The 20,328-nt window shown below is 70.5% G+C and carries 16 protein-coding genes and 1 riboswitch; of the genes, 7 read left to right on the top strand and 9 right to left on the bottom strand.

The window, feature by feature from the left end; genetic code table 11:
- From amaB to EOW66_RS15680, 4 genes are all read right to left on the bottom strand, one after another.
- Positions 1-1,512 (bottom strand): L-piperidine-6-carboxylate dehydrogenase, encoded by a 1,512-nt coding sequence (gene amaB / locus EOW66_RS15665; RefSeq protein ID WP_128157226.1) that lies wholly within the window; start codon positions 1,510-1,512, stop codon positions 1-3.
- 22 nt (positions 1,513-1,534) lie between these two features.
- Positions 1,535-2,950, bottom strand: coding sequence for a hypothetical protein (locus tag EOW66_RS15670; protein ID WP_239017608.1), 1,416 nt, complete (start codon positions 2,948-2,950; stop codon positions 1,535-1,537).
- Positions 2,951-3,200: 250 nt separating this feature from the next.
- Complete coding sequence (locus EOW66_RS15675; protein WP_128157227.1) at positions 3,201-3,959, bottom strand: HpcH/HpaI aldolase family protein; 759 nt, start codon at positions 3,957-3,959, stop codon at positions 3,201-3,203.
- An 82-nt stretch (positions 3,960-4,041) separates the two neighbouring features.
- Positions 4,042-4,740: a helix-turn-helix transcriptional regulator gene (locus tag EOW66_RS15680; protein ID WP_128157228.1), complete on the bottom strand. Its 699-nt coding sequence runs from the start codon at positions 4,738-4,740 to the stop codon at positions 4,042-4,044.
- Between the two features lie 89 nt (positions 4,741-4,829).
- Between EOW66_RS15680 and EOW66_RS15685 the strand changes: the two genes are divergently transcribed.
- The 3 genes from EOW66_RS15685 to malQ all read left to right on the top strand — a co-directional run bounded on the left by EOW66_RS15685 (position 4,830) and on the right by malQ (position 8,750).
- On the top strand, positions 4,830-6,449 hold the full coding sequence (locus tag EOW66_RS15685; protein ID WP_128157229.1) for an FAD-dependent monooxygenase: 1,620 nt from the start codon (positions 4,830-4,832) through the stop codon (positions 6,447-6,449).
- A gap of 1 nt (position 6,450) precedes the next feature.
- Positions 6,451-6,633 carry a hypothetical protein gene (locus EOW66_RS15690; protein WP_128157230.1) on the top strand — a complete coding sequence of 61 codons (183 nt, stop codon included), beginning with the start codon at positions 6,451-6,453 and terminating at the stop codon, positions 6,631-6,633.
- 119 nt (positions 6,634-6,752) lie between these two features.
- On the top strand, positions 6,753-8,750 hold the full coding sequence (malQ, locus tag EOW66_RS15695) for a 4-alpha-glucanotransferase (protein ID WP_128157231.1): 1,998 nt from the start codon (positions 6,753-6,755) through the stop codon (positions 8,748-8,750).
- Positions 8,751-8,753: 3 nt separating this feature from the next.
- Here malQ and EOW66_RS15700 read toward each other — a convergent pair whose 3' ends face one another.
- The gene (locus EOW66_RS15700; RefSeq protein ID WP_164881152.1) at positions 8,754-9,719 is read right to left on the bottom strand and encodes an XdhC family protein; all 966 of its coding nucleotides are present in this window, start codon (positions 9,717-9,719) and stop codon (positions 8,754-8,756) included.
- Between the two features lie 252 nt (positions 9,720-9,971).
- On the opposite strand from EOW66_RS15700, the gene EOW66_RS15705 reads away from it, so the two are divergent.
- From EOW66_RS15705 to EOW66_RS15720, 4 genes are all read left to right on the top strand, one after another.
- Entirely contained in the window at positions 9,972-11,270 is a 1,299-nt protein-coding gene (locus EOW66_RS15705) for a cytochrome c (RefSeq protein ID WP_128157233.1), read from the top strand.
- 14 nt (positions 11,271-11,284) lie between these two features.
- The gene (locus EOW66_RS15710; RefSeq protein WP_113898766.1) at positions 11,285-11,758 is read left to right on the top strand and encodes a (2Fe-2S)-binding protein; all 474 of its coding nucleotides are present in this window, start codon (positions 11,285-11,287) and stop codon (positions 11,756-11,758) included.
- Positions 11,751-14,069, top strand: a complete 2,319-nt coding sequence (locus EOW66_RS15715) for a xanthine dehydrogenase family protein molybdopterin-binding subunit (protein ID WP_128157234.1) — start codon at positions 11,751-11,753, stop codon at positions 14,067-14,069. The genes EOW66_RS15710 and EOW66_RS15715 overlap by 8 nt, the downstream gene beginning before the upstream one ends.
- 148 nt (positions 14,070-14,217) lie before the next feature.
- A complete protein-coding gene (locus EOW66_RS15720; protein WP_128157235.1) occupies positions 14,218-15,684 on the top strand; it encodes a mannose-1-phosphate guanylyltransferase/mannose-6-phosphate isomerase in 1,467 nt (488 codons plus the stop codon).
- Positions 15,685-15,696: 12 nt separating this feature from the next.
- On the opposite strand, the gene EOW66_RS15725 is transcribed toward EOW66_RS15720, so the two are convergent.
- The 4 genes from EOW66_RS15725 to speB all read right to left on the bottom strand — a co-directional run bounded on the left by EOW66_RS15725 (position 15,697) and on the right by speB (position 20,014).
- Positions 15,697-17,310, bottom strand: coding sequence for an FMN-binding glutamate synthase family protein (locus EOW66_RS15725; protein ID WP_128157236.1), 1,614 nt, complete (start codon positions 17,308-17,310; stop codon positions 15,697-15,699).
- Positions 17,311-17,469: 159 nt separating this feature from the next.
- Complete coding sequence (locus EOW66_RS15730) at positions 17,470-18,507, bottom strand: DUF475 domain-containing protein (RefSeq protein WP_380710844.1); 1,038 nt, start codon at positions 18,505-18,507, stop codon at positions 17,470-17,472.
- A 116-nt stretch (positions 18,508-18,623) separates the two neighbouring features.
- Positions 18,624-19,049: a DUF1499 domain-containing protein gene (locus EOW66_RS15735; protein ID WP_128157237.1), complete on the bottom strand. Its 426-nt coding sequence runs from the start codon at positions 19,047-19,049 to the stop codon at positions 18,624-18,626.
- Complete coding sequence (gene speB / locus EOW66_RS15740; RefSeq protein WP_128157238.1) at positions 19,046-20,014, bottom strand: agmatinase; 969 nt, start codon at positions 20,012-20,014, stop codon at positions 19,046-19,048. The genes EOW66_RS15735 and speB overlap by 4 nt, the downstream gene beginning before the upstream one ends.
- 165 nt (positions 20,015-20,179) lie before the next feature.
- Positions 20,180-20,328: riboswitch (cobalamin riboswitch) on the top strand. This riboswitch is flagged as partial in the annotation.

A 20,328-nucleotide genomic window follows, 5' to 3' on the forward strand; every position in this document is an offset into this window, starting at 1 on the left:
TCAGTCGATGTCGAAGGTGACGCCCTGGGCGAGCGGCAGCTCGCGCGAGAAGTTGATCGTGTTGGTGGCGCGGCGCATGTAGCCCTTCCACGCATCCGACCCGCTCTCGCGGCCGCCGCCGGTCTCCTTCTCGCCGCCGAACGCCCCGCCGATCTCGGCGCCCGAGGTGCCGATGTTGACATTGGCGATGCCGCAATCCGAACCGCGCGCCGACAGGAAGGTTTCCATCTCGCGCAGGTCGAGGGTGAAGATCGACGAGCTGAGCCCCGCGCCCACGGCGTTATGCGCCTCGAGCACCGCGTCGAAATCGCGGTATTTCATCACATAGAGGATCGGCGCGAAGGTTTCCTCGAGCACCGGGCCGACCTGTTCGGGCATCTCGACGAGCGCCGGATGCACGTAATAGGCCGCGTCCGAGCCGATCGCCTCGCGCGCGCCGCCATGCACCGTGCCGCCCGCCGCACGCGCCTCCGCAAGCGCGGCCTGCATCGCGTCGAAGGCCTGCCTGTCGATCAGCGGGCCGACAAGGGCCTGGGTCTCGAGCGGGTTGCCGACGGTGACGCTCGCATAGGCCTTGATGAGCCGCGGCACCAGCGCGTCATAGACGCTCTCGTGCACGAAGAGGCGGCGCATCGTGGTGCAGCGCTGGCCCGCCGTGCCCATGGCGCCGAAGGCCACCGCGCGCAGCGTCATGTCAAGATCGGCCGAAGGGCAGACGATGCCGGCGTTGTTGCCGCCGAGTTCGAGGATCGAGCGGCCGAAGCGCGCCGCCACCTTCGGCCCGACGATGCGGCCCATCCGGGTCGAGCCGGTGGCCGAGATCAGCGCCACGTCCGGGCTTTCGACCAGCACATTGCCGACATCGCCCGCCCCGATCAGCACCTGGCTCAGGTTCTCGGGCGCCGCGCCGAAGCGCGCCATCGCACGGGCGAGGATCGCCGCGCAGGCAAGCGCGGTGAGCGGGGTCTTTTCCGACGGCTTCCAGATCACCGCATCGCCGCACACGAAGGCAAGCGCGCTGTTCCAGGCCCAGACCGCGACCGGGAAGTTGAAGGCGGTGATCACGCCCACCACGCCAAGCGGATGCCAGGTCTCCATCATCCGGTGGCCGGGGCGCTCGGTGGCGATGGTCAGCCCGTAGAGCTGACGGCTGAGGCCCACGGCAAAGTCGCAGATGTCGATCATCTCCTGCACTTCGCCCTGGCCCTCGGACGGGCTCTTGCCGGCCTCGATCGAGACGAGCTTGCCAAGCGCCACCTTGTCGGCGCGCAGCTCCTCACCCAGAAGACGGACAAGCTCGCCGCGCTTCGGCGCCGGCACCAGACGCCAGGCCTTGAAGGCCTCCTTCGCGCGGGCGACGGCGGCGGCGGCGGTCTCGGGCGTGTCGGCGGTCAGCGCGGCGATCTCTTCGCCGGTCACCGGCGAGAAGCTCGGCATCGTGCCGGCCGTGGTGCGCGCGGCGTCAACGCCAAGGGCTTCGAGCAGGCTCCGGGTTTCGGGTGCAAGCGACATGAGAGGTCCTTCCTGTGGTCTTTTATTCGAGGAAATAGGTCAGGCAGACGAGCGCCGCGGCGGCGCCGAGCCCGTAAAGGGTGAAGGCGCGGTTCACGCCGAAGGTGACGCGGGCGGGCAGCAGGCCCAGAACCCGGCCGGTGATGATCGACATCGCCGAGATCGGCGAGGCGGAGATGGCGAGCGCCCAGGCGAAGCACAGCGCAAGCGCAAGGGCGAGCGGATGGGCGGCGCCGACGGGGCCCGAGCCGAAGAGCTGCGCCGCCAGCACCATCACGATCGAATGCGGGATCAGCGCGGCACCGGCGAGCGGGATCAGCACGAGGCAGCCAAGGATGACGGCGAGCGCCGGCAGTGCGCCGCTCTCGATCAGCGCGCCGACGCCGAGCGCGTTCAGCGCAACCGAGACACCCGCACCGATCACCGCGGCGGCGAGGAAGATCGTCGCCTCGTTCGCCATCGTCGCCGAGGCCTCGGAGAGCGCGTCGAGCGGAGGCTGCGCCCCTGCCCCACGCGCCGCGGGCTCGATCCGCGGCCAGAGGACCGCAAGGAGCGGCAGCACCACGCAGGCGGCGACGAGGAAGCTGACATCGAGGGCGCGGTGCAGCCCGAGGGTGACGGCGATCAGCCCCGCCACCGCGGCCAGGATCGCGGCGAGCGCCCGGCCGCCGCCCGGCACGCTGTCACGCTCGGGATCGGCCGCCGTCGCGCCACGGTCGAGCAGCAGACTGCCCGCCGAGACCAGCATCGCCGCGCCGAAGCTGAGCGCGAGGAAGAGCACCGGGTCGAGCGCCGGGATCGCCGAGGTGACGATGGCAAAGCCGACGCCGATCGGGTTCCACACCGTCATCATCAGCGTGCCACGCAGCGCGGCAAGCGTCACCGGCGCCGGGTCGATGCCGGGCTTGCCCTCGGCCCTGGCGCGGGCGGCATGGTCGGCGGCGATGTCCGACATCATGCCGATCGTGCCGATGTTGAACAGCACCGACAGGAACTGCGCGCCGAAGGTCATCGCAAGGGCGCGCAGCCGCGCCGGATAGGCGAAAAGCCGCGCCGCCGCCACGCCGATCACCTTCGAGGCCCGCACCGGCGCCCGGATCAGGCCGAGCGTGGTCAGGAAGGCCGAGAAGGCGGTGCCCTGAAACAGCGCGCGCTGCATCGCCGGCAGCGCCTCGGGGGCGAGGATCGCGACCAGCGCCGCCACCACCAGCGCGCCAAGCGCGAAGCGGCGCGCGATGCGCTGCACCTGCGGCAGCCGGATCAGCGCGAGCGCCACCGCGGCTGTGGCGGCCAGCCAGTCGAGAATACCAAGGCCGGGCAGGAACCGTCCGCCCACCTGCCCCGCGACCAGCGCGGCGATCATCACCACGGCGAGCCCGCCGGCGATCCGGTGCAGCGGCAGCTCCCCGGTCCGGGGCAAGATCCGCGACACGCCCATCACGCGCCCCGCCGCGCCCGGACGGGTCGTGCCGCCGCGGCGATGCCGGGAAGTGAAAGCGGAGGGAGGGGAGAAGTCATTCTGTGTCTGCCGCGTCAGGAGGATGCCTGAAGCGGAATAATCCTTTTCCGCCGGCCCTGCATAATGACGAATCCGGCGGAGTTGATGCGCCCGGGGAATGAGTGCCCCGGAATGAGCGACCGGCCGCATCGCGTGCCGGGCCCGCCGCGGTGGCAGGCCCGGCCGAAGGTCAGAAGCCCGCGCGCAGGGCACGCAGCCCGGTGCCGAGCACGCCGACATCGGTGCCGACGGCAAGAAAGGCGACGCCCTGCTCGGCATAGCGCCGCGCCACCGCCGGATCGGTCGACAAAATCCCCGCCGCGCGCCCCGCGGCGCGGATGCGCGCAATCGCGTCACGGATCGCGTCCTGCACCTCGGGCGCGGCGCTGTTCGTGCCATGGCCCATGTCGGCGGTCAGATCGGCCGGGCCGATGAAGACCCCGTCCACCCCCTCGACCGTCAGGATCTCGTCGAGCGCGGCAAGGCCCTTGCGGCTTTCGACCTGCACCAGCAGGCAGACCTCGTCATTCGCGGTGGCAAGGTAATCGCCGATCGCGCCATAGCCGGTGGCGCGGCCGAGCATCGCGCCGACGCCGCGCACGCCGGCGGGCGGATAGAGCATCGAGCGCACCGCCTCGCGCGCCTGTTCGGCGCTTTCCACCATCGGCACCAGAATCGTCTGCGCCCCGATGTCGAGCATCTGCTTGATCCGCGCCCGGTCGTCATCACGCACCCGCACCACCGGATGGGTGCGTTCGGCCACCGCGCGCAGCTGGTCCATCACCTCGCGCAGCCCGTTCGGCCCGTGCTCGCCGTCGATCACCATCCAGTCGAAGCCGCAGTGTGCGGCAAGCTCGGCCACCGAGGCATCGGCCAGCGAGACCCACAGGCCGATCTGCGTCTCGCCGGTTTTCAGTCGGGCCTTGAAGGGGTTGTGCGGTGCGGGCATGGGAGATCCTCGTCTGGGTCGTTGTGGCGCCACCCTAGCGCGCCCCCGCCCCGGACCGGAAGCCCCCTCGCCGGAAGCTCTCTCAGTCCTGCCGGCAGATCGCGAAGAGCGCCCCGCGCGAGGTGATGCCAAGCTTGTCATAGGCGCGCTTGCGATAGGTGGCGATGGTGGCGGGCGACAGCGCCAGCTCGGCCGCGATCGTCTCGGCCTTCTTGCCGGCCAGCACGCCAAGACAGACCTCGCGCTCGCGCTCGCTCAGCGGCGCAAGGGCGGGCGGCAGCGCCGAGGGCGCGCGCGCCTCGGCGTGCAGAAGCGCAAGGCGCCCCACCAGTTCGGCCAGTTCGGCATCAAGCCGCCCGGCCTCGCCCTCGCCATGGTAGAAGTTCACGAACAGCCGCCGCCGCGCGCCCGCGGCCAGCACGCTCAGCTTGCCCGCCAGCCCCGGACGGGCAAAAAGCGCCTCCCAATAGTCGGGATCGACGCCCGCGCTTTGCGCTGCAAGCCCGCGCAGAAGCAGCGTGCCCGGCGTAAGCGCCAAAAGTTCCGGCAGCAGCGGATCGCGGCGGAAGGCGCCGTCGAGATAGCGCGCCGCCATCGCCTCGCCGACATGGCCGGCCGAGTAGTTGCACGACAGCAGGCAGAGCGCCCGCTCGGCGGTGAGGTCGAAGACCATCACCTGCCGCGCGCCGGTGCGCTGCGCGAGGTCGAGCAGATGCGTCGCACAGCCCGCCTCGCCAAGGGTCGCAAGACAGGCCCCGACCAGACCGTAGACACCGCTCATCCGTCCCCTCCTGTCCCCTGCTTTGAAGGACATACCCGCCCGCCCCGGCGCGGTAAACAGGGGCGGGAGACTGTTTCAGGGAGGACGGCATGAGACCGGCAGGCCGCGCGGACACCGCATCGCTTTATTTCACCTATCCGCAATTCGCGGCGCCCGAGGGCGCGGCACGCGCCGGACTTGCGCGCGACGTCGCCGTCGCCATCGTCGGCGCCGGCCCCGTCGGCATGGTCGCGGCGCTGACGCTCGCCCAGCAGGGCATCGCCTCGGTTCTGCTCGAGGCGAAGGACACCTTCAACGACGGCAGCCGGGCGATCTGCATCGCGCGGCAAAGCTATGCCATCCTCGACAGCCTCGGCGTGGTCGCGCCCTTCCTCGAGAAGTCGCTCGGCTGGACCACGGGGCGCAGCTTCTACCGCGGCCAGCAGATCCTCGAGTTTCAGATGCCCGACGGGCCCGAGGAGAAATTCCGCCCGATGTACAACCTCGAGCAGCAGTTCATCGAGGCCTATCTGTGGCAGGCGATCGAGGCCAGCCCGCTGATCGAGACGCGCTGGCAAAGCCGGCTCGAGGGGATCGAGATCGACGCGAGTGGCGCGCGGCTGACCGTCGCCGATCCTGAAGGAGGCTACAGCTTCCACGCCGACTGGGTTCTGGCCGCAGATGGTGCACGCAGCGCGGTGCGCAGCCAGCTTGGCCTGCGCCTGCAGGGGCAGAATTTCGAGGGCCGCTATGTCATCGCCGACGTGCAGATGGAGCACGATTATCCGACGATCCGGCGCGCGCTGTTCGACCCGGCCTGCCGGCCCGGCGCGACGGTGCTCATTCACCGCCAGCCCGACAACATCTGGCGCATCGACTATCAGCTTGGCGATGACGAGGACCCGGCCGAGGCGGTTCGCGAGGAGGTCGTGCGCGCAAGCGTCGCCGCGGTGCTGGCCGAGATCGGCCACACGGGCCCGTGGGAGCTTGAATGGTGGTCGATCTATTCGGCCAACACGCTGGCGCTCGAGGACTACCGCAAGGGCCCGGTGATCTTCATCGGCGACAGCGCCCATATCGTGCCGATCTTCGGCGTGCGCGGGCTGAATAACGGCATCGCCGACGCCCATAACATCGGCTGGAAACTCGGCCATGTGCTGGCCGGCAAGGCCGGGGCGGCGCTGCTTGACAGCTACACCCCCGAACGGCGCGGCGCGACGCTCGATGTCTTTGCCAATGCCTCGAAAAGTGCGCGCTTCATGACCCCGCCAAGCCGCGGCTGGCAGATCCTGCGCGACGCGGCGCTTGGCCTCGCCCTCACCCACCCCTTCGCCGGCGAGCTCGCCAACCCGCGGCAGATGACCCCCTTCACCTATGCCGAAAGCCCGGCCGTGCTGCCCGACGATCCGGGCTTTGCCGCGGGGCCCGCGCCCGGGGCGGCGATGGTCGAGGCGCGGGTGGGCGCCGGCTTCCTGTCGGACCGGCTCGCCCGTGGCGGCTTCACCCTCGTGTGCTTTGATCCGGCGCTCGCCCGCGCCATCGAGGCTCTGCCCGGCGCCCCCGCCGTCGTCTGCCTGCCCTGGCCCTCCGCGGCGGCCGACCGGCTCGGCGCGGCGCAAGGCGCGGCCTACCTCGTGCGCCCCGATCTGCACGTCGGCGCGCGCTGGCAGGCGGCCACCGCCGGGACCGTGCGCGCCGCGCTCGACAAACTGTGCTTCCGGGAGGTGTGAGATGACGCAGCACGAGATCGAACGGGTGTACGAGGCGCTGGCCGAGGGGATCGACCGCGCCGCACCCGAGGCACCCGAGCTTTACCTTGCCCGGGTCTGCCTGCTGCTTGCCCGCGAACTGCCCTCGGCCGAGGCGGCGCTGGCCGCGATCGCCGCGGCGGGCATGACGGGCACGGCGGGCTGAGCCGGCACCGGACGGGGGGCGGACCGGCGCGCTGCACCGCAGCGCCCCGTTGCCGCCCGCCCGGGGGCCAGCTATGCTCGCACGATGGCGCGGCACGCGGGCCGGGCAGCGGAGGAATGATGACCCCGATCGAAGAGATTGCCGAGGCGGCAGGTGTCGCCCGGATCTGGCACGATATCTTCGGATCGGAGCAGGTGATCCCGGACGCACGGCTGGCGCCGGTCCTTGCGGCGCTCGGCTATCCGGTCGGCTCGGCGGCCGAGATTGCGCGCAGCCGCGACCGGCTTGCCGCCGAGGCGGCGACGCCGCCCGCGATGATCGTCACCGAGACCGGGATCGAGACCGCGCTCCCCGCGACGCTGCCGCAGGGCGTCGGGGCGCTGCTGGTGGCCGAGGACGGCACCAGCCGGCCGATTGCCCTGACCGACGGCCGGCTCGCCGCGGTGGCGGAGCCCGGCTATTACCGGCTGGTTCTCGGCAGGGCCGAGCTGACCCTTGCCGTGGCGCCACCCGCCTGCCACGGCATCGACGCCCTCGGCGAGCGCCATTTCTGGGGCCCTGCGGTGCAGATCCCGGCGCTGCGCGGCGCCACCCCCACCCCCTTCGGCAGCTTCGGCGAGCTGGCGGAAGCCGCGCGCCTGTTTGCCGCGCGCGGTGCCGATGCGGTGATGATCAACCCGGTGCATGCGCTGTTTCCGGGCCACGGTGCGGGCTACAGCCCCTATTCGCCCTCGAGCCGGCTGTTTCTGAACACCGCGATGGCGGACCCGGCCCTTCTCGGCCTGCCGGCGCTCCCCGCCGCTCCGGGCGGCGACCTGATCGACTGGGCGGGCGCCCTGCCCGCGCGCCACGCCGCGCTGCGCGCGCTTTTCGCCACGCTCGACGCCGAGACCCGCGCGCGCATTGCCGCGGACAGCGCCGCCGAAGGGCCGGGCCTGCGCCGCCACGCGATCTTCGATGCGCTCGACAGCCGGTTCCGGCCGAGCGGCGCGGATGGCTGGCGCGCCTGGCCCGCGGCCTTCCACGACCCCGACGGGGCGGCCGTCGCCGATTTTGCCCGCGAAGAGGCCGAGGAGGTGGAATTTCACCTCTTCACCCAATGGCTGGCGCGCGAGGGGCTGGCCGCGGCCCAGACCGCGGCGCGCAGCGGCGGGATGGCGATCGGCCTTGTGGCCGACCTTGCCGTCGGGGTGCATGGCGCGGGCAGCGACAGCTGGTCGATGCGCGGTCAGATGCTCGACGGGCTGACGATCGGCGCGCCGCCCGATCCGCTTGGGCCGCAGGGGCAGAACTGGCTGCTGAGCAGCTTCTCGCCGCGCGGGCTGCGCGAGAGCGGCTATGCCCCCTTCATCGCGATGCTGCGCGCGACACTCGCCCGCGCCGGCGGGCTGCGCATCGATCATGCCTTTGGCCTCGCCCGGCTCTGGGTTGTGCCCGCCGGGCAAGGCTCGCCCGAGGGCGCCTATCTGCGCTATCCGTTCGAGGACCTGCTGCGGCTGACCGCCCTTGAAAGCCACCGCGCGCAGGCGCTGATCGTGGCCGAGGATCTGGGCACCCGCCCCTTCGGCTTCACCGCCGCGATCGAGGCGAAGAAGATGCTGGGGATGCGGGTGCTGTGGTTCGAGCGCGCGGCCGATCAGGGCTTCATCGGGCCGCAGGATTACGCGCCGATGAGCCTGGCGATGACCGGCACGCATGACACGGCGACGGTGGCGGGCTGGTGGACCGGGCGCGATCTCGACTGGGCCGAGCGGCTGCACCGCCTCGCCCCCGGAGAAAGCCGGGCCGATGCCGACGCGCATCGCGCCTGGGACCGCGGCCGGCTCTGGGGCACGATCGGCGGCGGCGCGCCCTGCCCGGCGGTCGATGATCCGGCGCCGGTGGTGCGGGCGGCGCTGCGCCACCTGGGCCACACCGCCTCGAGGCTGGCGCTTGCCCCGCTCGAGGATCTGCTGGCGCTGCGCGAGCAGCCGAACCTGCCCGGCACGCTTGACGAGCATCCGAACTGGCGCCGCCGCCTCGGCGCGCCGCTTGCCGATCTGCTGGCGGACCCGGCCACCGCGGAACGGGTCGAGACCCTCGCCGCGGCCCGCAAGGAGGCCTTCCCGGGGCAGTGAGCCTCAGCCGGCGACGACCGCCTCGGCCAGAACCTCGGCCAGCACCGAGGCCGCGAGCGTGCGCGCGTCGCGGGTCGAGGGGATCACCCCGATCGGGCCGCGCAGCCGGGCCAGATCGGCCTCGGCCACGCCCGCCGCGCGCAGCCGGGCAAGCCGGTTCTCCGCCGTGCGCCGGCTGCCCTGCGCGCCGACATAGAAGGCGCGGCTCGCCAGCAGATGGCGCACGATCGCGGGCTCCCAGTCGTGATCGTGGAAGAACAGCACCCCGGCGGTGAAGGCATCGAGCGCGACCTGTTCGACCGCCGAGGGCTGCGGCAGGTGCACGACCGTGGCGCCCCGGCCCGCAAGCGGCGCGAGCGTCTCGCTGTCGGGCGAGGCAAGCACCGTCTCGTAGCCCGCCCCCGCGACCATACGCGCGAAGGCCACGGCCTCGGGCCCCTTGCCGAAGACGGCAAAGCGCGGATCGGGCAGGACGCGCAGCACCAGCTCGGCGCCGGCGTCGGGGGCGATGCTCAGCCCGGCATCGGACACGGCCAGCGAAAAGGGTTCGCGCGAGGCCAGCCGCGCCCGCAGATCGGCGAGCACCTCGGCACCGGGCGCCGGCAGCACGAGGATGTCGAGCCCGCCGCCGCAGGGCAGCGTCAGGTCGATGAAGGGCGAGCCCGCGCCATAGCGCAGCCGCCGCAGGCCGCCCGCGCGCGCCACGGCTTTCGCATGTTCGGCGATGTCGGCATCAATGCAGCCCGAGGACAGCGTGCCGGCCACCGCGCCGTCGCGGCCGAGCACCATCGTCGCCCCCACCGGGCGATAGGACGCCCCCTCGGTGCGCAGGATCAGCGCGAGCGCGGCCGGGCCCGCGAGCGCCGCGAGCGGCAGGTCGCTGGCCCGGATCGTGGCCTGCGCCGCAGGCGCCCCCGCCCCGGCTTCCGGCATCGCGGCGGCGGTCCGCCACAGGTCCTGTTGCTGCATGGTCATTTCCCCGTCTGGGCATCCCGATCCGGCACAGATGGGCGGGGCGCCCGCCTGCGACCATAGGACACGGTGCGACGCCCCGTCCAGCCTGTCTCGGGATTGAGACAGTCTCCCGCGCAAACCCCGGCAGGCGCAAGACTTTTCTCCTCCGCATTGGTTGACGCGGCGGAGCGTTGCGCTATTTCGTCGCAGGTTATCCGGGGCTCTCTCCCGGATTCTCCCTACAAAAGACCAAGGATTGATGCCCTGATGCTTAAATCCACGCTCTCCATTCTGGCAGGTGCCGGCGTTCTCGCCCTCGCCGGCTTCGGGATCTACGCGTATCACTCGCCCTATGCCGTCGAGCCGCCCTCGGCGCGGCCGGCCTTCGACCCGGCCCAGGTGGAACAGGGGCGCATCCTCGCCGCCGCGGGCTATTGTGCCACCTGCCACACCGCGGCAGGCGGCGCGCCCTATGCCGGCAACTTCCCGGTGACCACCGATTTCGGCACCATCTACGCCTCGAATATCACGCCCGACCCGGAGACGGGGATTGGCAATTGGTCGAAGGCCGCGTTCCGGCGCGCCATGCACGAGGGCGTCGACCGCGAGGGCCGCCACCTGTTCCCGGCCTTCCCCTTCGATCACTTCACCAAGATGACCGATGCCGATGTCGACGCGGTCTATGCCTATCTGATGACCGAGGTCGCGCCGGTGCAGGACGCGACGCAGGCGCCGACCATCCCCTTCCCGCTGAACCAGCGGATCCTGCAGGCGGGCTGGAAGCTGCTGTTCGTCGACTTCGGCCGCTATACCGATGATCCGGCAAAATCGGCCGAATGGAACCGCGGCGCCTATCTGGTCGAGGGCGTCACCCATTGCGGTGCCTGCCATACGCCGCGCAACAAGGTCGGCGCCGAGGAGAAGAGCGCACGCTTTGCCGGCGCGAGCATCGACGCCTGGAGCGCGCCGGCACTGACCGCGGCGAACCCCTCGGCGGTGCCGTGGACGGCCGCGGATTTCACCCGCTACCTCTCGACCGGCGCGGGCGTCTATCACGGCATCGCCGCGGGCCCGATGGCGCCGGTGGTGCATGCCGGGCTGCGCGAGCTGCCTGCAAGCGACCTGACGGCGATCGGCGTCTATCTGGGCGATGTCGTCGGCGCGCCCGAGGCCGACCCCGCCGCCAGCCCCGCGGTGCAGGCAAGCCTGGCCGCCGGCCGCCCCGATCCCGCCTGGCGCGCCGATGAGGGCGAACGGCTGTACGCCACCGCCTGCGCCGCCTGCCACTACAACGCCGAGAGCATCGTCGCCGAACGGCCCGAGCTGGGCATCAATTCCGCCACCCGGCTCGACGATCCGTCGAACCTGATCCATGTGATCCTCGACGGGGTGTCCTCGGCCGAGGGCACACCCGGGGTGGTGATGCCCGCCTTCCGCGACGCGCTTTCCGATCCGCAGATCGCCGCGATCGCCGCCTATCTGCGCGACAAACGCGCCGACCTCGCCCCCTGGACCGACCTCGAGACGCGCGTGGCGCAGATCCGGGCGCACCAGGGGACGCATTGACGAGGACAGATGAGATGATCGAATTCAGCATCAACGGACGCGCCGTCAGCCTCGACGTCGATCCCGACACCCCGCTGCTGTGGGTGATCCGCGACGAGGTCGGGCTGACCGGCACGAAATTCGGCTGCGGCATCGGCATGTGCGGGGCCTGCACCGTGCATGTCGGCGGCCGCGCGACGCGCGCCTGCATCACCCCGGTCTCGGACGTGGCCGGGGCCGAGATCACCACGATCGAGGGGCTCGACCCGGCCGGCGCGCACCCGCTGCAACAGGCCTGGCGCGCGCTGAAGGTGCCGCAATGCGGTTACTGCCAGTCGGGCCAGATCATGCAGGCGGCGGCCTTCCTCAAGGACATCCCGAACCCGACGGATGCCGATATCGACGCGGTGATGACCGGCAACCTGTGCCGCTGCATGACCTACAACCGGATCCGCGAGGCGGTGCGCGAAGCCGCGGCCGCGATGCGAGGGGAGAAGACCAATGGCTGACACCTTGCATTTCCCGCCCCACAAGCGCGCCCTGCCCGACCTGAGCCGGCGCGGCTTCCTGGTCTCGCTGTGCGCCGCGGGCGCCGTCTTCGGCTTCCCGAAACCGGGCGCCGCGGCGATGGACCCGGCGGCGCCGGGCGGCCTGCCGGTCGCGGCCGTGGGCGCGACCTACGAGCCGGCGATCTGGTACTGGATCGACACCAAGGGCATCGTCAACGTCAACATCATCCGCGCCGAAATGGGCCAGCACGTGGGCACCGCCATCGCCCGCATCCTCGCCGATGAGCTCGGCGCGAACTGGGATGACGTGCGCATCACCCATGTCGACACCGACCCGAAATGGGGCCTGATGGTCACCGGCGGCAGCTGGTCGGTGTGGCAAAGCTGGCCGGTCTATCGCCAGGCGGGCGCCGCGGGCCGCGTGGCGCTGGCCGAGACCGCCGCATTGCTCTGGGGCGTTGACGCCTCCGAGGTCAGCGTGGCGAACGGACTGGTCACCGCCGCCGGCAATTCCGCAAGCTTCGGCGAGCTGGTCGCCGCGGGCATCACCCGCAGCTTCACCGAGGACGAGCTGAAGGCGCTGCCGCTCAAATCGGCGGACGAGCTGACGCTGGTCGGCAAGGAGGTCACCGCGCTCGACATCGCCAACAAGACCACCGGCGCGACGATCTACGGCATCGACGCACAGGCCGAGGGCATGGTGCACGCCGTGCCGCTGCTGCCGCCCACCCGCTATGGCTCGGTCATCACCGCGATCGACGACAGCGCGGCGAAATCGGTGAAGGGCTATCTGCAGACGCTGACGCTCGAGGACCCGTCCGAGACCGTGCAGGGCTGGGCGATGGTCATCGCCGACAGCCACTGGGCGGCAGTGAAGGCGGCGAAGGCCGTCAAGGTCAGCTGGACCCCGGGTCCGGCGGCAACCGTCGACGAGGCGCAGATCCAGGATTACGGCCGCAAGCTGATCGCGGATGAAAGCACCGGCGCGCTCCTCGACACCGGCGACAGCAATGTCGATCCGGTCTTTGCCAAGGCCGCCGATGTGTTCGAGGCGGAATACACCACCGCCTCGGTGCTGCACTTCCAGCTCGAGCCGCTGAACGCGCTCGCCTTCCGCACTGCCGCGGGTGTGTGGGAGATCCACACGGGCAACCAGTGGCAGTCGCTCGCCCTGCCCTGGCTGCAGACCGCGCTCGGCGTCGGCGACGGCGAGGTGGTGATGCGCAGCTACATGCTGGGCGGCGGCTTCGGGCGGCGGCTGAACGGCGACTATGCCGTGCCGGTGGCGCTGGCCTCGAAGATGCTCGACGGCAAGCCGGTGAAGATGGTGATGTCGCGCGAGGCCGATGTCGCCTTCGACAGCCTGCGCGCGCCCTCGGTGCAGCATCTGAAGATGGCCTTCGACGCCGACAAGGCGGTGATCGCGATGGACAGTGCGGTGACCGCCGGCTGGCCGACGAAGGTGATGGTGCCCGGCTTCATGCCGAAGGGCACCAATGGCGAACCCTATGACCCCTTCTCCGCCGACGGCCTCGATCACTGGTATGACGTCGGCGCACAGCGCGCCCGGGCGATCTCGAACGATCTCGCGGAAAGCACCTTCCGGCCGGGCTGGCTGCGCTCGGTCTCGCCGGGCTGGATCAATTTCGCGGTCGAAAGCTTCATGGACGAGGCCGCGCGCCACATCGGCGCCGATCCGCTGCAATTCCGGCTCGACCACTTCCGCGCCACTGGCCGCAACGCCGGCACGGCGCCGAATGCGACCGGCGGCGCGACGCGGCAAGCGAATGTGCTGCGCCGGGTGGCGGAGCTGTCGGGCTATGGCAAGGGCGGGCTGCCCGACGACACCGCGGTGGGCATTGCCACCACCTATGGCCAGTCGCGCTCGATGCCGACCTGGGTCGGCGGCGCGGCGCAGGTGCATGTCGACCGCGCCTCGGGCCGGGTCGAGGTGCAGAAGATCTGGCTCGTGGTCGATTGCGGCACCGTGGTCGACCCGGACGGGGCGAAGGCGCAATGCGAGGGTGCGGCGCTGTGGGGCCTGTCGATGGCGCTTTTCGAGGGCACCGAGATCGCCGCGGGCCTGCCGCGCGAGCGCAACCTCGACAGCTACACGCCGCTGCGGATGATCGACACGCCCGAGGTGGTGGTCGACTTCGTCGAAAGCACCGAGGTGCCGACGGGGCTTGGCGAACCGGGCACCACCGTCGTCGCCCCGGCGATCGCCAACGCGATCTTCGAGGCGGTCGGCGTGCGGATGCGGCATCTGCCGATCACCCCCGCCGAGGTGCTTGCGGCACTGGCCGGCTGAGACCGGACAGCGATGCAAGGGCGCGCCGCCGCGGCGCGCCCTTTTTCATGCCGCAACCGCACAACCTGAGCGTGTGCGAAATCTGTTGCCAGAATGCCCGTTTTCTGGCCTGATCGGAAAAAGTCCTTTTGTCCGAAAGGGCCTGCAAATGATTCATCCGTGCATTCTGTGTGGCGGGTCCGGCACGCGGCTGTGGCCCCTCTCCCGCAAGAGCTACCCCAAGCAGTTCGTCGCCGTCACCGGCGAGGAGACCCTGTTCCAGGCCACGGCACGGCGTCTGTCGGGGGTATGCGGTGCAGAGCCGCTCGCGCCGCCGCTGATCCTGACCCATGCCGACTTCCGTTTCATCGCCAGCCAGCAGCTGGGCGAGGCCGGGATCGAAGCCGGCACCATCCTGCTCGAGCCCGAGGGCCACAACACCGCCCCCGCGGTGCTGGTCGCGGCATTGCAGCTGCAGGCCTGCGACCCCGAGGCGGTGCTGCTGGTTGCGCCCTCGGACCACCGCATCCCCGATGCCGCGGCCTTCCGCGCCGCCGTCGCACGCGGGCTGCCGGCGCTCGCCAAGGGACGGATCGTCACCTTTGGCATCCGGCCGACCCGGGCCGAGACCGGCTATGGCTGGCTTGAGCTGAGCGCCGAGGCGGAGGGGGCCGGCGACGGGCCGGCGCCGCTTGCCCGTTTCGTCGAGAAGCCCGCGCCCGAGGAGGCCGCGGGGATGCTGCGCAGCGACCGCTTCCTGTGGAATGCCGGGATCTTCCTGTTCCGCGCCGCCGACATGATCGCCGCCTTCGAGGCGCATGCCCCGGCGCTGATCGCGCCGGTGCGCGCCGCCCTCGCCGGCGCCACGCTCGATCTCGACTTCCTGCGCCTCGCGGCCGCCCCCTGGAAGGCCACTGCCGCGATCTCGCTCGATTACGCGGTGATGGAGCCGGCACGCAATCTCTCGGTCGTGCCCTATGCCGGCAGCTGGTCGGACCTTGGCACCTGGGATGCGGTCTGGTCGGAAAGCGCGCGCGATGCCTGCGGCACCGGCTGCCAGGGCACCGCCGACGCGATCGACTGCGAGAACAGCCTGCTGCGCTCGGACAGCCCCGAGGTGCGGCTCGTCGGCATCGGGCTGCGCGATGTGATGGCGATCGCCACCCGCGATGCGGTGCTGGTGGCGCATCGCTCGCGCACGCAGGAGGTGGGGGCGGCGGTGGCGCTGCTGCACGCGCAAGGCGCGCAGCAGGCGACGCAGCTGCACACCGACCACCGCCCCTGGGGCCGCTACGAATGCCTGTCGCGGGGCGACCGCTTTCAGGTGAAGCGCATCCACGTCCGCCCGGGTGGCATGCTCAGCCTGCAATCGCACCACCACCGGGCCGAGCACTGGATCGTGGTCGAGGGCACGGCGAAGGTGACGATCGACGGCGAGACCCGGCTTTTGAGCGAGAACCAGTCGGTCTATGTGCCGCTCGGCGCGGTGCACCGGATGGAGAACCCGGGCAAGCTGCCGGTGGTGCTGATCGAGGTGCAGACCGGCGCCTATCTCGGCGAGGACGACATCATCCGCTACGAGGATCTCTATGCGCGCGAGGCGCAGCCAGAGCCGGAGCGGCTGCGCCGGCTCTAGCGCGGCGGCGGATCACACGCCGCTGTCGAAGGGCTCGAAGGCCTCGGGCCGGGCCCGGCGCCAGCGTTTCAGATAGCCGAAGCGGTCATCGTCCTCGCGCAGCAGGAAGCCCTCGGGCATGTAGGGATAGACCTCGTCGCCGACCACCATGTTGCGGTCCTTCTCGCGCATCATCAGGTGATGCGGCAGGAAGCCGCCCGGATGGTCGAGCCCGGCGGCCCCGGTCATCTCGGCCAGCGCCTTCAGCGTGTTGCGGTGGAAATTCGCCACTCTCTCGGCCTTGTCGGGCACGACGAGCGCGCGCGCGCGCGACTTGTCCTGCGTCGCCACCCCCACCGGGCAGCGGTTGGTGTGGCACGACTGCGCCTGGATGCAGCCGATCGAGAACATGAAGCCGCGCGCCGAATTCGCCCAGTCGGCGCCGAGCGCCAGCGCCTTGGCGATGTCGAAGGCCGAGATCAGCTTGCCCGAGGCGCCGATCTTCACCCGCTCGCGCAGCCCCGCGCCACGCAGGGTGTTGTGCACGAAGGTCAGCCCCTCGACCAGCGGCATCCCCATGTGGTTCGAGAACTCGAGCGGCGCGGCGCCGGTGCCGCCCTCCTTGCCGTCGACGACGATGAAGTCCGGGGTGATGCCGGTTTCCAGCATTGCCTTGACGATGCACATGAATTCGCGCCGGTGCCCGACGCAGAGCTTGAAGCCCACGGGCTTGCCCTGCGACAGCTCGCGCAGTTGCGCGATGAAGGCCATCATCTCGAGCGGCGTCGAGAAGGCCGAATGCGAGGCGGGCGAGATGCAGTCGACGCCCATCGGCACATCGCGCGCCTCGGCGATCTCGGGGGTGATCTTCGCCGCCGGCAGCATGCCGCCATGGCCGGGCTTGGCGCCCTGGCTCAGCTTGATCTCGATCATCTTCACCTGCGGGTCGGCGGCCTGACGCGCGAATTTCTCCGGGTTGAAGCTGCCGTCGTGGTTGCGGCAGCCGAAATAGCCCGAGCCGAGTTCATAGATCAGATCGCCACCGCCCGTGCGGTGATAGCGCGAGATCCCGCCCTCGCCGGTGTCATGGGCAAAGCCGCCCGCCTTCGCGCCGCGGTTCAGCGCCTCGATCGCATTCGAGGAGAGCGCGCCGAAGCTCATCGCCGAGATGTTGTAGATCGAGGCCGAATAGGGCTGCGTGCAGTCGGGCCCGCCGATCGTCACGCGGAAGTCGGTGTCGGCGATGTGGCGCGGCCGGATCGAATGGGTCAGCCACTGATAGCCCGAGCCATAGACCTGCATCTTGGTGCCGAAGGGGCGCGCATCCTCGACGTTCTTCGCGCGCTGGTAGACGATCGAGCGTTCCTCGCGCGAGAAGGGTTCCTCGTCGGAATCGCTTTCGATCAGATATTGCCGGATCTCGGGGCGGATCTCCTCGAACAGGAAGCGCAGATGCCCGATCACCGGGTAGTTGCGCAGGATCGAGTGTTTCGTCTGGATGATGTCGCGCACGCCCATCACCGAGAGTGCCCCGAACACCAGCACCCCAAGCCAGAACCAGGCGGAATGCGCCAGTCCGAAAAGGCTCGCGATGCACAGGATGACGCACAGCGCCAGCGGCAGGTAGCGCTTATAGAGCTTGCCCATGGGATCTCCTCACTTCCCGGCGGGCGGGCGGCCCGACGCGGATTCGTCCTCCGGCCGGACTTTGGCCCGCCTCGGCGTCGGTGTCGAGGCGCGCAATGGCCAGCACCGGGCCGAAACCGCCATTGCGGCAACCCCGGCTTGCCAGGACGGCAGGCGCGCTCAGGTCGCTTCGTGGTGGCGGCGGAAACGCAGCGAGGAGACGAAGGCCAGCCCGATCAGCACCGCGCCAAGCAGGCCGGTGACGACCTCGGGCACATGCATCATCGTCTGCAGGAACATGATCAGGCTGAGGATCAGGATCGACCAGAAGGCGCCGTGTTCGAGATAGCGGAACTCGGCGAGGGTGTTCTTCTCGACCAGCATGATCGTCATCGAGCGCACGTAAAGCGCGCCGATGCCAAGGCCGATGGCGATCAGGAACAGGTTCTGGGTCAGCGCGAAGGCGCCGATCACCCCGTCGAAGCTGAACGAGGCATCGAGCACCTCGAGATAGAGGAAGGCGCCAAAGCCCGCCCGCGCCGTCTCGGCGGCGAGCGAGGCGCGGTCGAGCACCTGGCCCAGCACCTCGACGGCAAGGAAGGTCAAAAGCCCCGCCACCGCAGCGAACAGGAAGTTGCCCTCGGTGCGCGGCGGCAGCAGCCAGACGAAGAGCAGCACCACCGCCAGCACGAAGCCGATCTCGAGCCCGCGGATCGAGGCACAGGCGCGCAGCCGGCGCTCGAGCGCGGCGATCCAGTCGATCTCCTTGCCCTCGTCGATGAAATAGGTCAGCGCCACCATCATCAGGAAGGCGCCGCCGAAGGCCGCGATCGAGACATGGGCCGAGCCGACGATGCGGGCGTATTCCGCGGGCCGGGTGGCTGCGAGATCGAGCGCCTCGAGCGGGCCGATGCCGGCGGCGATCACCACGATCAGCAGCGGGAACAGGATGCGCATGCCGAAGACGGCGATGACAATGCCCCAGGTCAGGAAGCGGTGCTGCCAGGCGGGGCTCATGTCCTTCAGCCGGTTCGCGTTGACGATCGCGTTGTCGAAGGAGAGCGAGACCTCGAGCACCGCCAACACTGCGGCGATCAGCAGGAAGGAAAGCGCGCCGGGCGCGCTGTGCGAATAGCCCCAGCCCAGCCAGAAGGCGAGCGCGAGCCCCACCGCCGTCAGTGCAAAGGCCCAACGGAAGTAATGATACATGTCGCGCATGATGGCTTGCCTCGCAGTGCCGCTGCGCAGGAGATAGGAGCGCGGCCCCCGGGCTGCAAGGCTGGCGGCGCGACGGCGCGCCGGCGTGCCCTTGCCGCAACAGCCGCCCGACCCGCTCAGTGCACCCCGGCGCGGGCGAGCCAGCCCTCGATCCGGGCGCGGTTGCAGCCGAAATCGAAGGGCCCGAAAACGAGATGACCGCGCACATGCACGCGGTCGCCCTCGATCCAGAGATTGGTGATGTCAGGCAGGCCCCAGAGCGCCGAGCGGGTGACCACGGTGACGAGCCCCTCCTCGACGCTGCCCTCGATCAGCGCGGTGCGCGGCGTCGCCTCGACCACGCCGACCAGGGCGGCAAGCGTCGCCTTCGGCTCGGTCACCTGCCGCACCGCCTCGAAGCCGCCGCTCGCCGGCCAGTCGCCCACCCCATGCGCCGAATCCATCCGGTGATAGAGATCGGCCGGCAGCGGCGCGAAGCGCACCCAGGCCCCGAAGACAAGCACGGCCAGAAGCAACAATGCGGCGGCAAGGCGCAGGATCATGCGCGCCCCCGCCGGGTCCAGCCGTAAAGCGCGATCAGCTCCATCGCCACATGGGCGCCGGCGATCGCGGTGGCGCCGGTGGTGTCATAGGGCGGCGAGACCTCGACCACGTCGCCGCCGACCAGATTGATGCCGGCAAGTCCGCGCAGGATCGCCGCCGCCTGCCACGATGCCAGCCCGCCCCAGACCGGCGTGCCGGTGCCCGGCGCAAAGGCCGGATCGAGGCAGTCGATGTCGAAGGTGATATAACACGGCCGCTCGCCCACCACCGCCCGGATCCGGGCCACGGTCTCGGCCACGCCCGCCTGATGCACGAAGGGCGCATCCAGAATGGTGACGCCGCAGGTGTCGGGGTTGTCGGTGCGGATGCCGACCGAGACCGTGGTCCCGGGCGCCACCACGCCCTGTTTCAGCGCCTTGTAGAGGAAGGTGCCGTGGTCGATCCGGCTCATGTCGTCATCGGCCCAGGTGTCGGAATGGGCGTCGAACTGGATCAGCGCCACGGGGCCCAATTTCGCGGCATAGGCGCGCAGGATCGGCAAGGTGATGAAATGATCGCCGCCAAGGGTGATGCTGCCCGCCCCCGCCGCAAGAATGCCGCCGATATGCGCCTCGACCCGCCCCGGGAAGGACGGCGTGTGGGCATAGTCGAAGGCCAGATCGCCATAATCGACGACCGCCATCTCGGAGAGCGGATCATAGCCCCAGCCGAAGGGCGCATCGGGCGCCTGCAACGCCGAGGCCTCGCGGATCGCGCGCGGGCCGAAGCGGGTGCCGGGCCGGTTCGTCACCGCCTGGTCGAAGGGCACGCCGGTCACCGCCAGATCGACGCCGGTCAGGTCCTTGGTATAGCGCCGGCGCAGGAAGCTCGTCGCGCCGCCGAAGGTATTCTCGAAGGCAAGCCCGCGCGCCTCCGCACGGGTAAAAGCCATGTCGACCTGGGTCTTCGCGTCCTCGAGTGCCATCTGCTTCTCCTGTCTCGCGCCCTAGCTGAACCGACGGGGGCAAAAGGTCAAGCACGGGCGCGGCGGCAGGCCTGGGGTGGAGCCGAAGACTGTCCGGACGGAACGGGCCCTACCGCCCCAGAGCCCTCAAGATTGAATGTCCGTTTGCGTGCCGCGTCAGGTCGCGAGATAAGGGCATCGTCAGGTGCCCCTTGTGGGAGAATCGGGAAGCCGGTGCAAATCCGGCGCGGGCCCGCCGCTGTATCGGGGATCGTTTGGCACAGGCCACTGGGGCAGGCCCCGGGAAGGCGCCAGGACGAGATGATCCGGAGCCA

The sequence above is a fragment of the Paenirhodobacter huangdaonensis genome, assembly GCF_004022465.1.
GTDB classification, from domain to species: Bacteria; Pseudomonadota; Alphaproteobacteria; order Rhodobacterales; family Rhodobacteraceae; genus Rhodobacter; species Rhodobacter huangdaonensis.

Excerpts from the sequence above, each read along its gene's own strand:
- EOW66_RS15670 (WP_239017608.1), bottom strand. The coding sequence starts at position 2,950 with ATGGGCGTGTCGCGGATCTTGCCCCGGACCGGGGAGCTGCCGCTGCAC.
- EOW66_RS15680 (WP_128157228.1), bottom strand. The coding sequence starts at position 4,740 with ATGAGCGGTGTCTACGGTCTGGTCGGGGCCTGTCTTGCGACCCTTGGC.
- speB (WP_128157238.1), bottom strand. The coding sequence starts at position 20,014 with ATGGCACTCGAGGACGCGAAGACCCAGGTCGACATGGCTTTTACCCGT.
- EOW66_RS15690 (WP_128157230.1), top strand. The coding sequence starts at position 6,451 with ATGACGCAGCACGAGATCGAACGGGTGTACGAGGCGCTGGCCGAGGGG.
- EOW66_RS15705 (WP_128157233.1), top strand. The coding sequence starts at position 9,972 with ATGCTTAAATCCACGCTCTCCATTCTGGCAGGTGCCGGCGTTCTCGCC.
- malQ (WP_128157231.1), top strand. The coding sequence starts at position 6,753 with ATGACCCCGATCGAAGAGATTGCCGAGGCGGCAGGTGTCGCCCGGATC.
- EOW66_RS15710 (WP_113898766.1), top strand. The coding sequence starts at position 11,285 with ATGATCGAATTCAGCATCAACGGACGCGCCGTCAGCCTCGACGTCGAT.
- EOW66_RS15730 (WP_380710844.1), bottom strand. The coding sequence starts at position 18,507 with ATGCGCGACATGTATCATTACTTCCGTTGGGCCTTTGCACTGACGGCG.
- EOW66_RS15700 (WP_164881152.1), bottom strand. The coding sequence starts at position 9,719 with ATGCAGCAACAGGACCTGTGGCGGACCGCCGCCGCGATGCCGGAAGCC.
- EOW66_RS15720 (WP_128157235.1), top strand. The coding sequence starts at position 14,218 with ATGATTCATCCGTGCATTCTGTGTGGCGGGTCCGGCACGCGGCTGTGG.
- EOW66_RS15675 (WP_128157227.1), bottom strand. The coding sequence starts at position 3,959 with ATGCCCGCACCGCACAACCCCTTCAAGGCCCGACTGAAAACCGGCGAG.
- EOW66_RS15715 (WP_128157234.1), top strand. The coding sequence starts at position 11,751 with ATGGCTGACACCTTGCATTTCCCGCCCCACAAGCGCGCCCTGCCCGAC.
- amaB (WP_128157226.1), bottom strand. The coding sequence starts at position 1,512 with ATGTCGCTTGCACCCGAAACCCGGAGCCTGCTCGAAGCCCTTGGCGTT.
- EOW66_RS15725 (WP_128157236.1), bottom strand. The coding sequence starts at position 17,310 with ATGGGCAAGCTCTATAAGCGCTACCTGCCGCTGGCGCTGTGCGTCATC.
- EOW66_RS15735 (WP_128157237.1), bottom strand. The coding sequence starts at position 19,049 with ATGATCCTGCGCCTTGCCGCCGCATTGTTGCTTCTGGCCGTGCTTGTC.
- EOW66_RS15685 (WP_128157229.1), top strand. The coding sequence starts at position 4,830 with ATGAGACCGGCAGGCCGCGCGGACACCGCATCGCTTTATTTCACCTAT.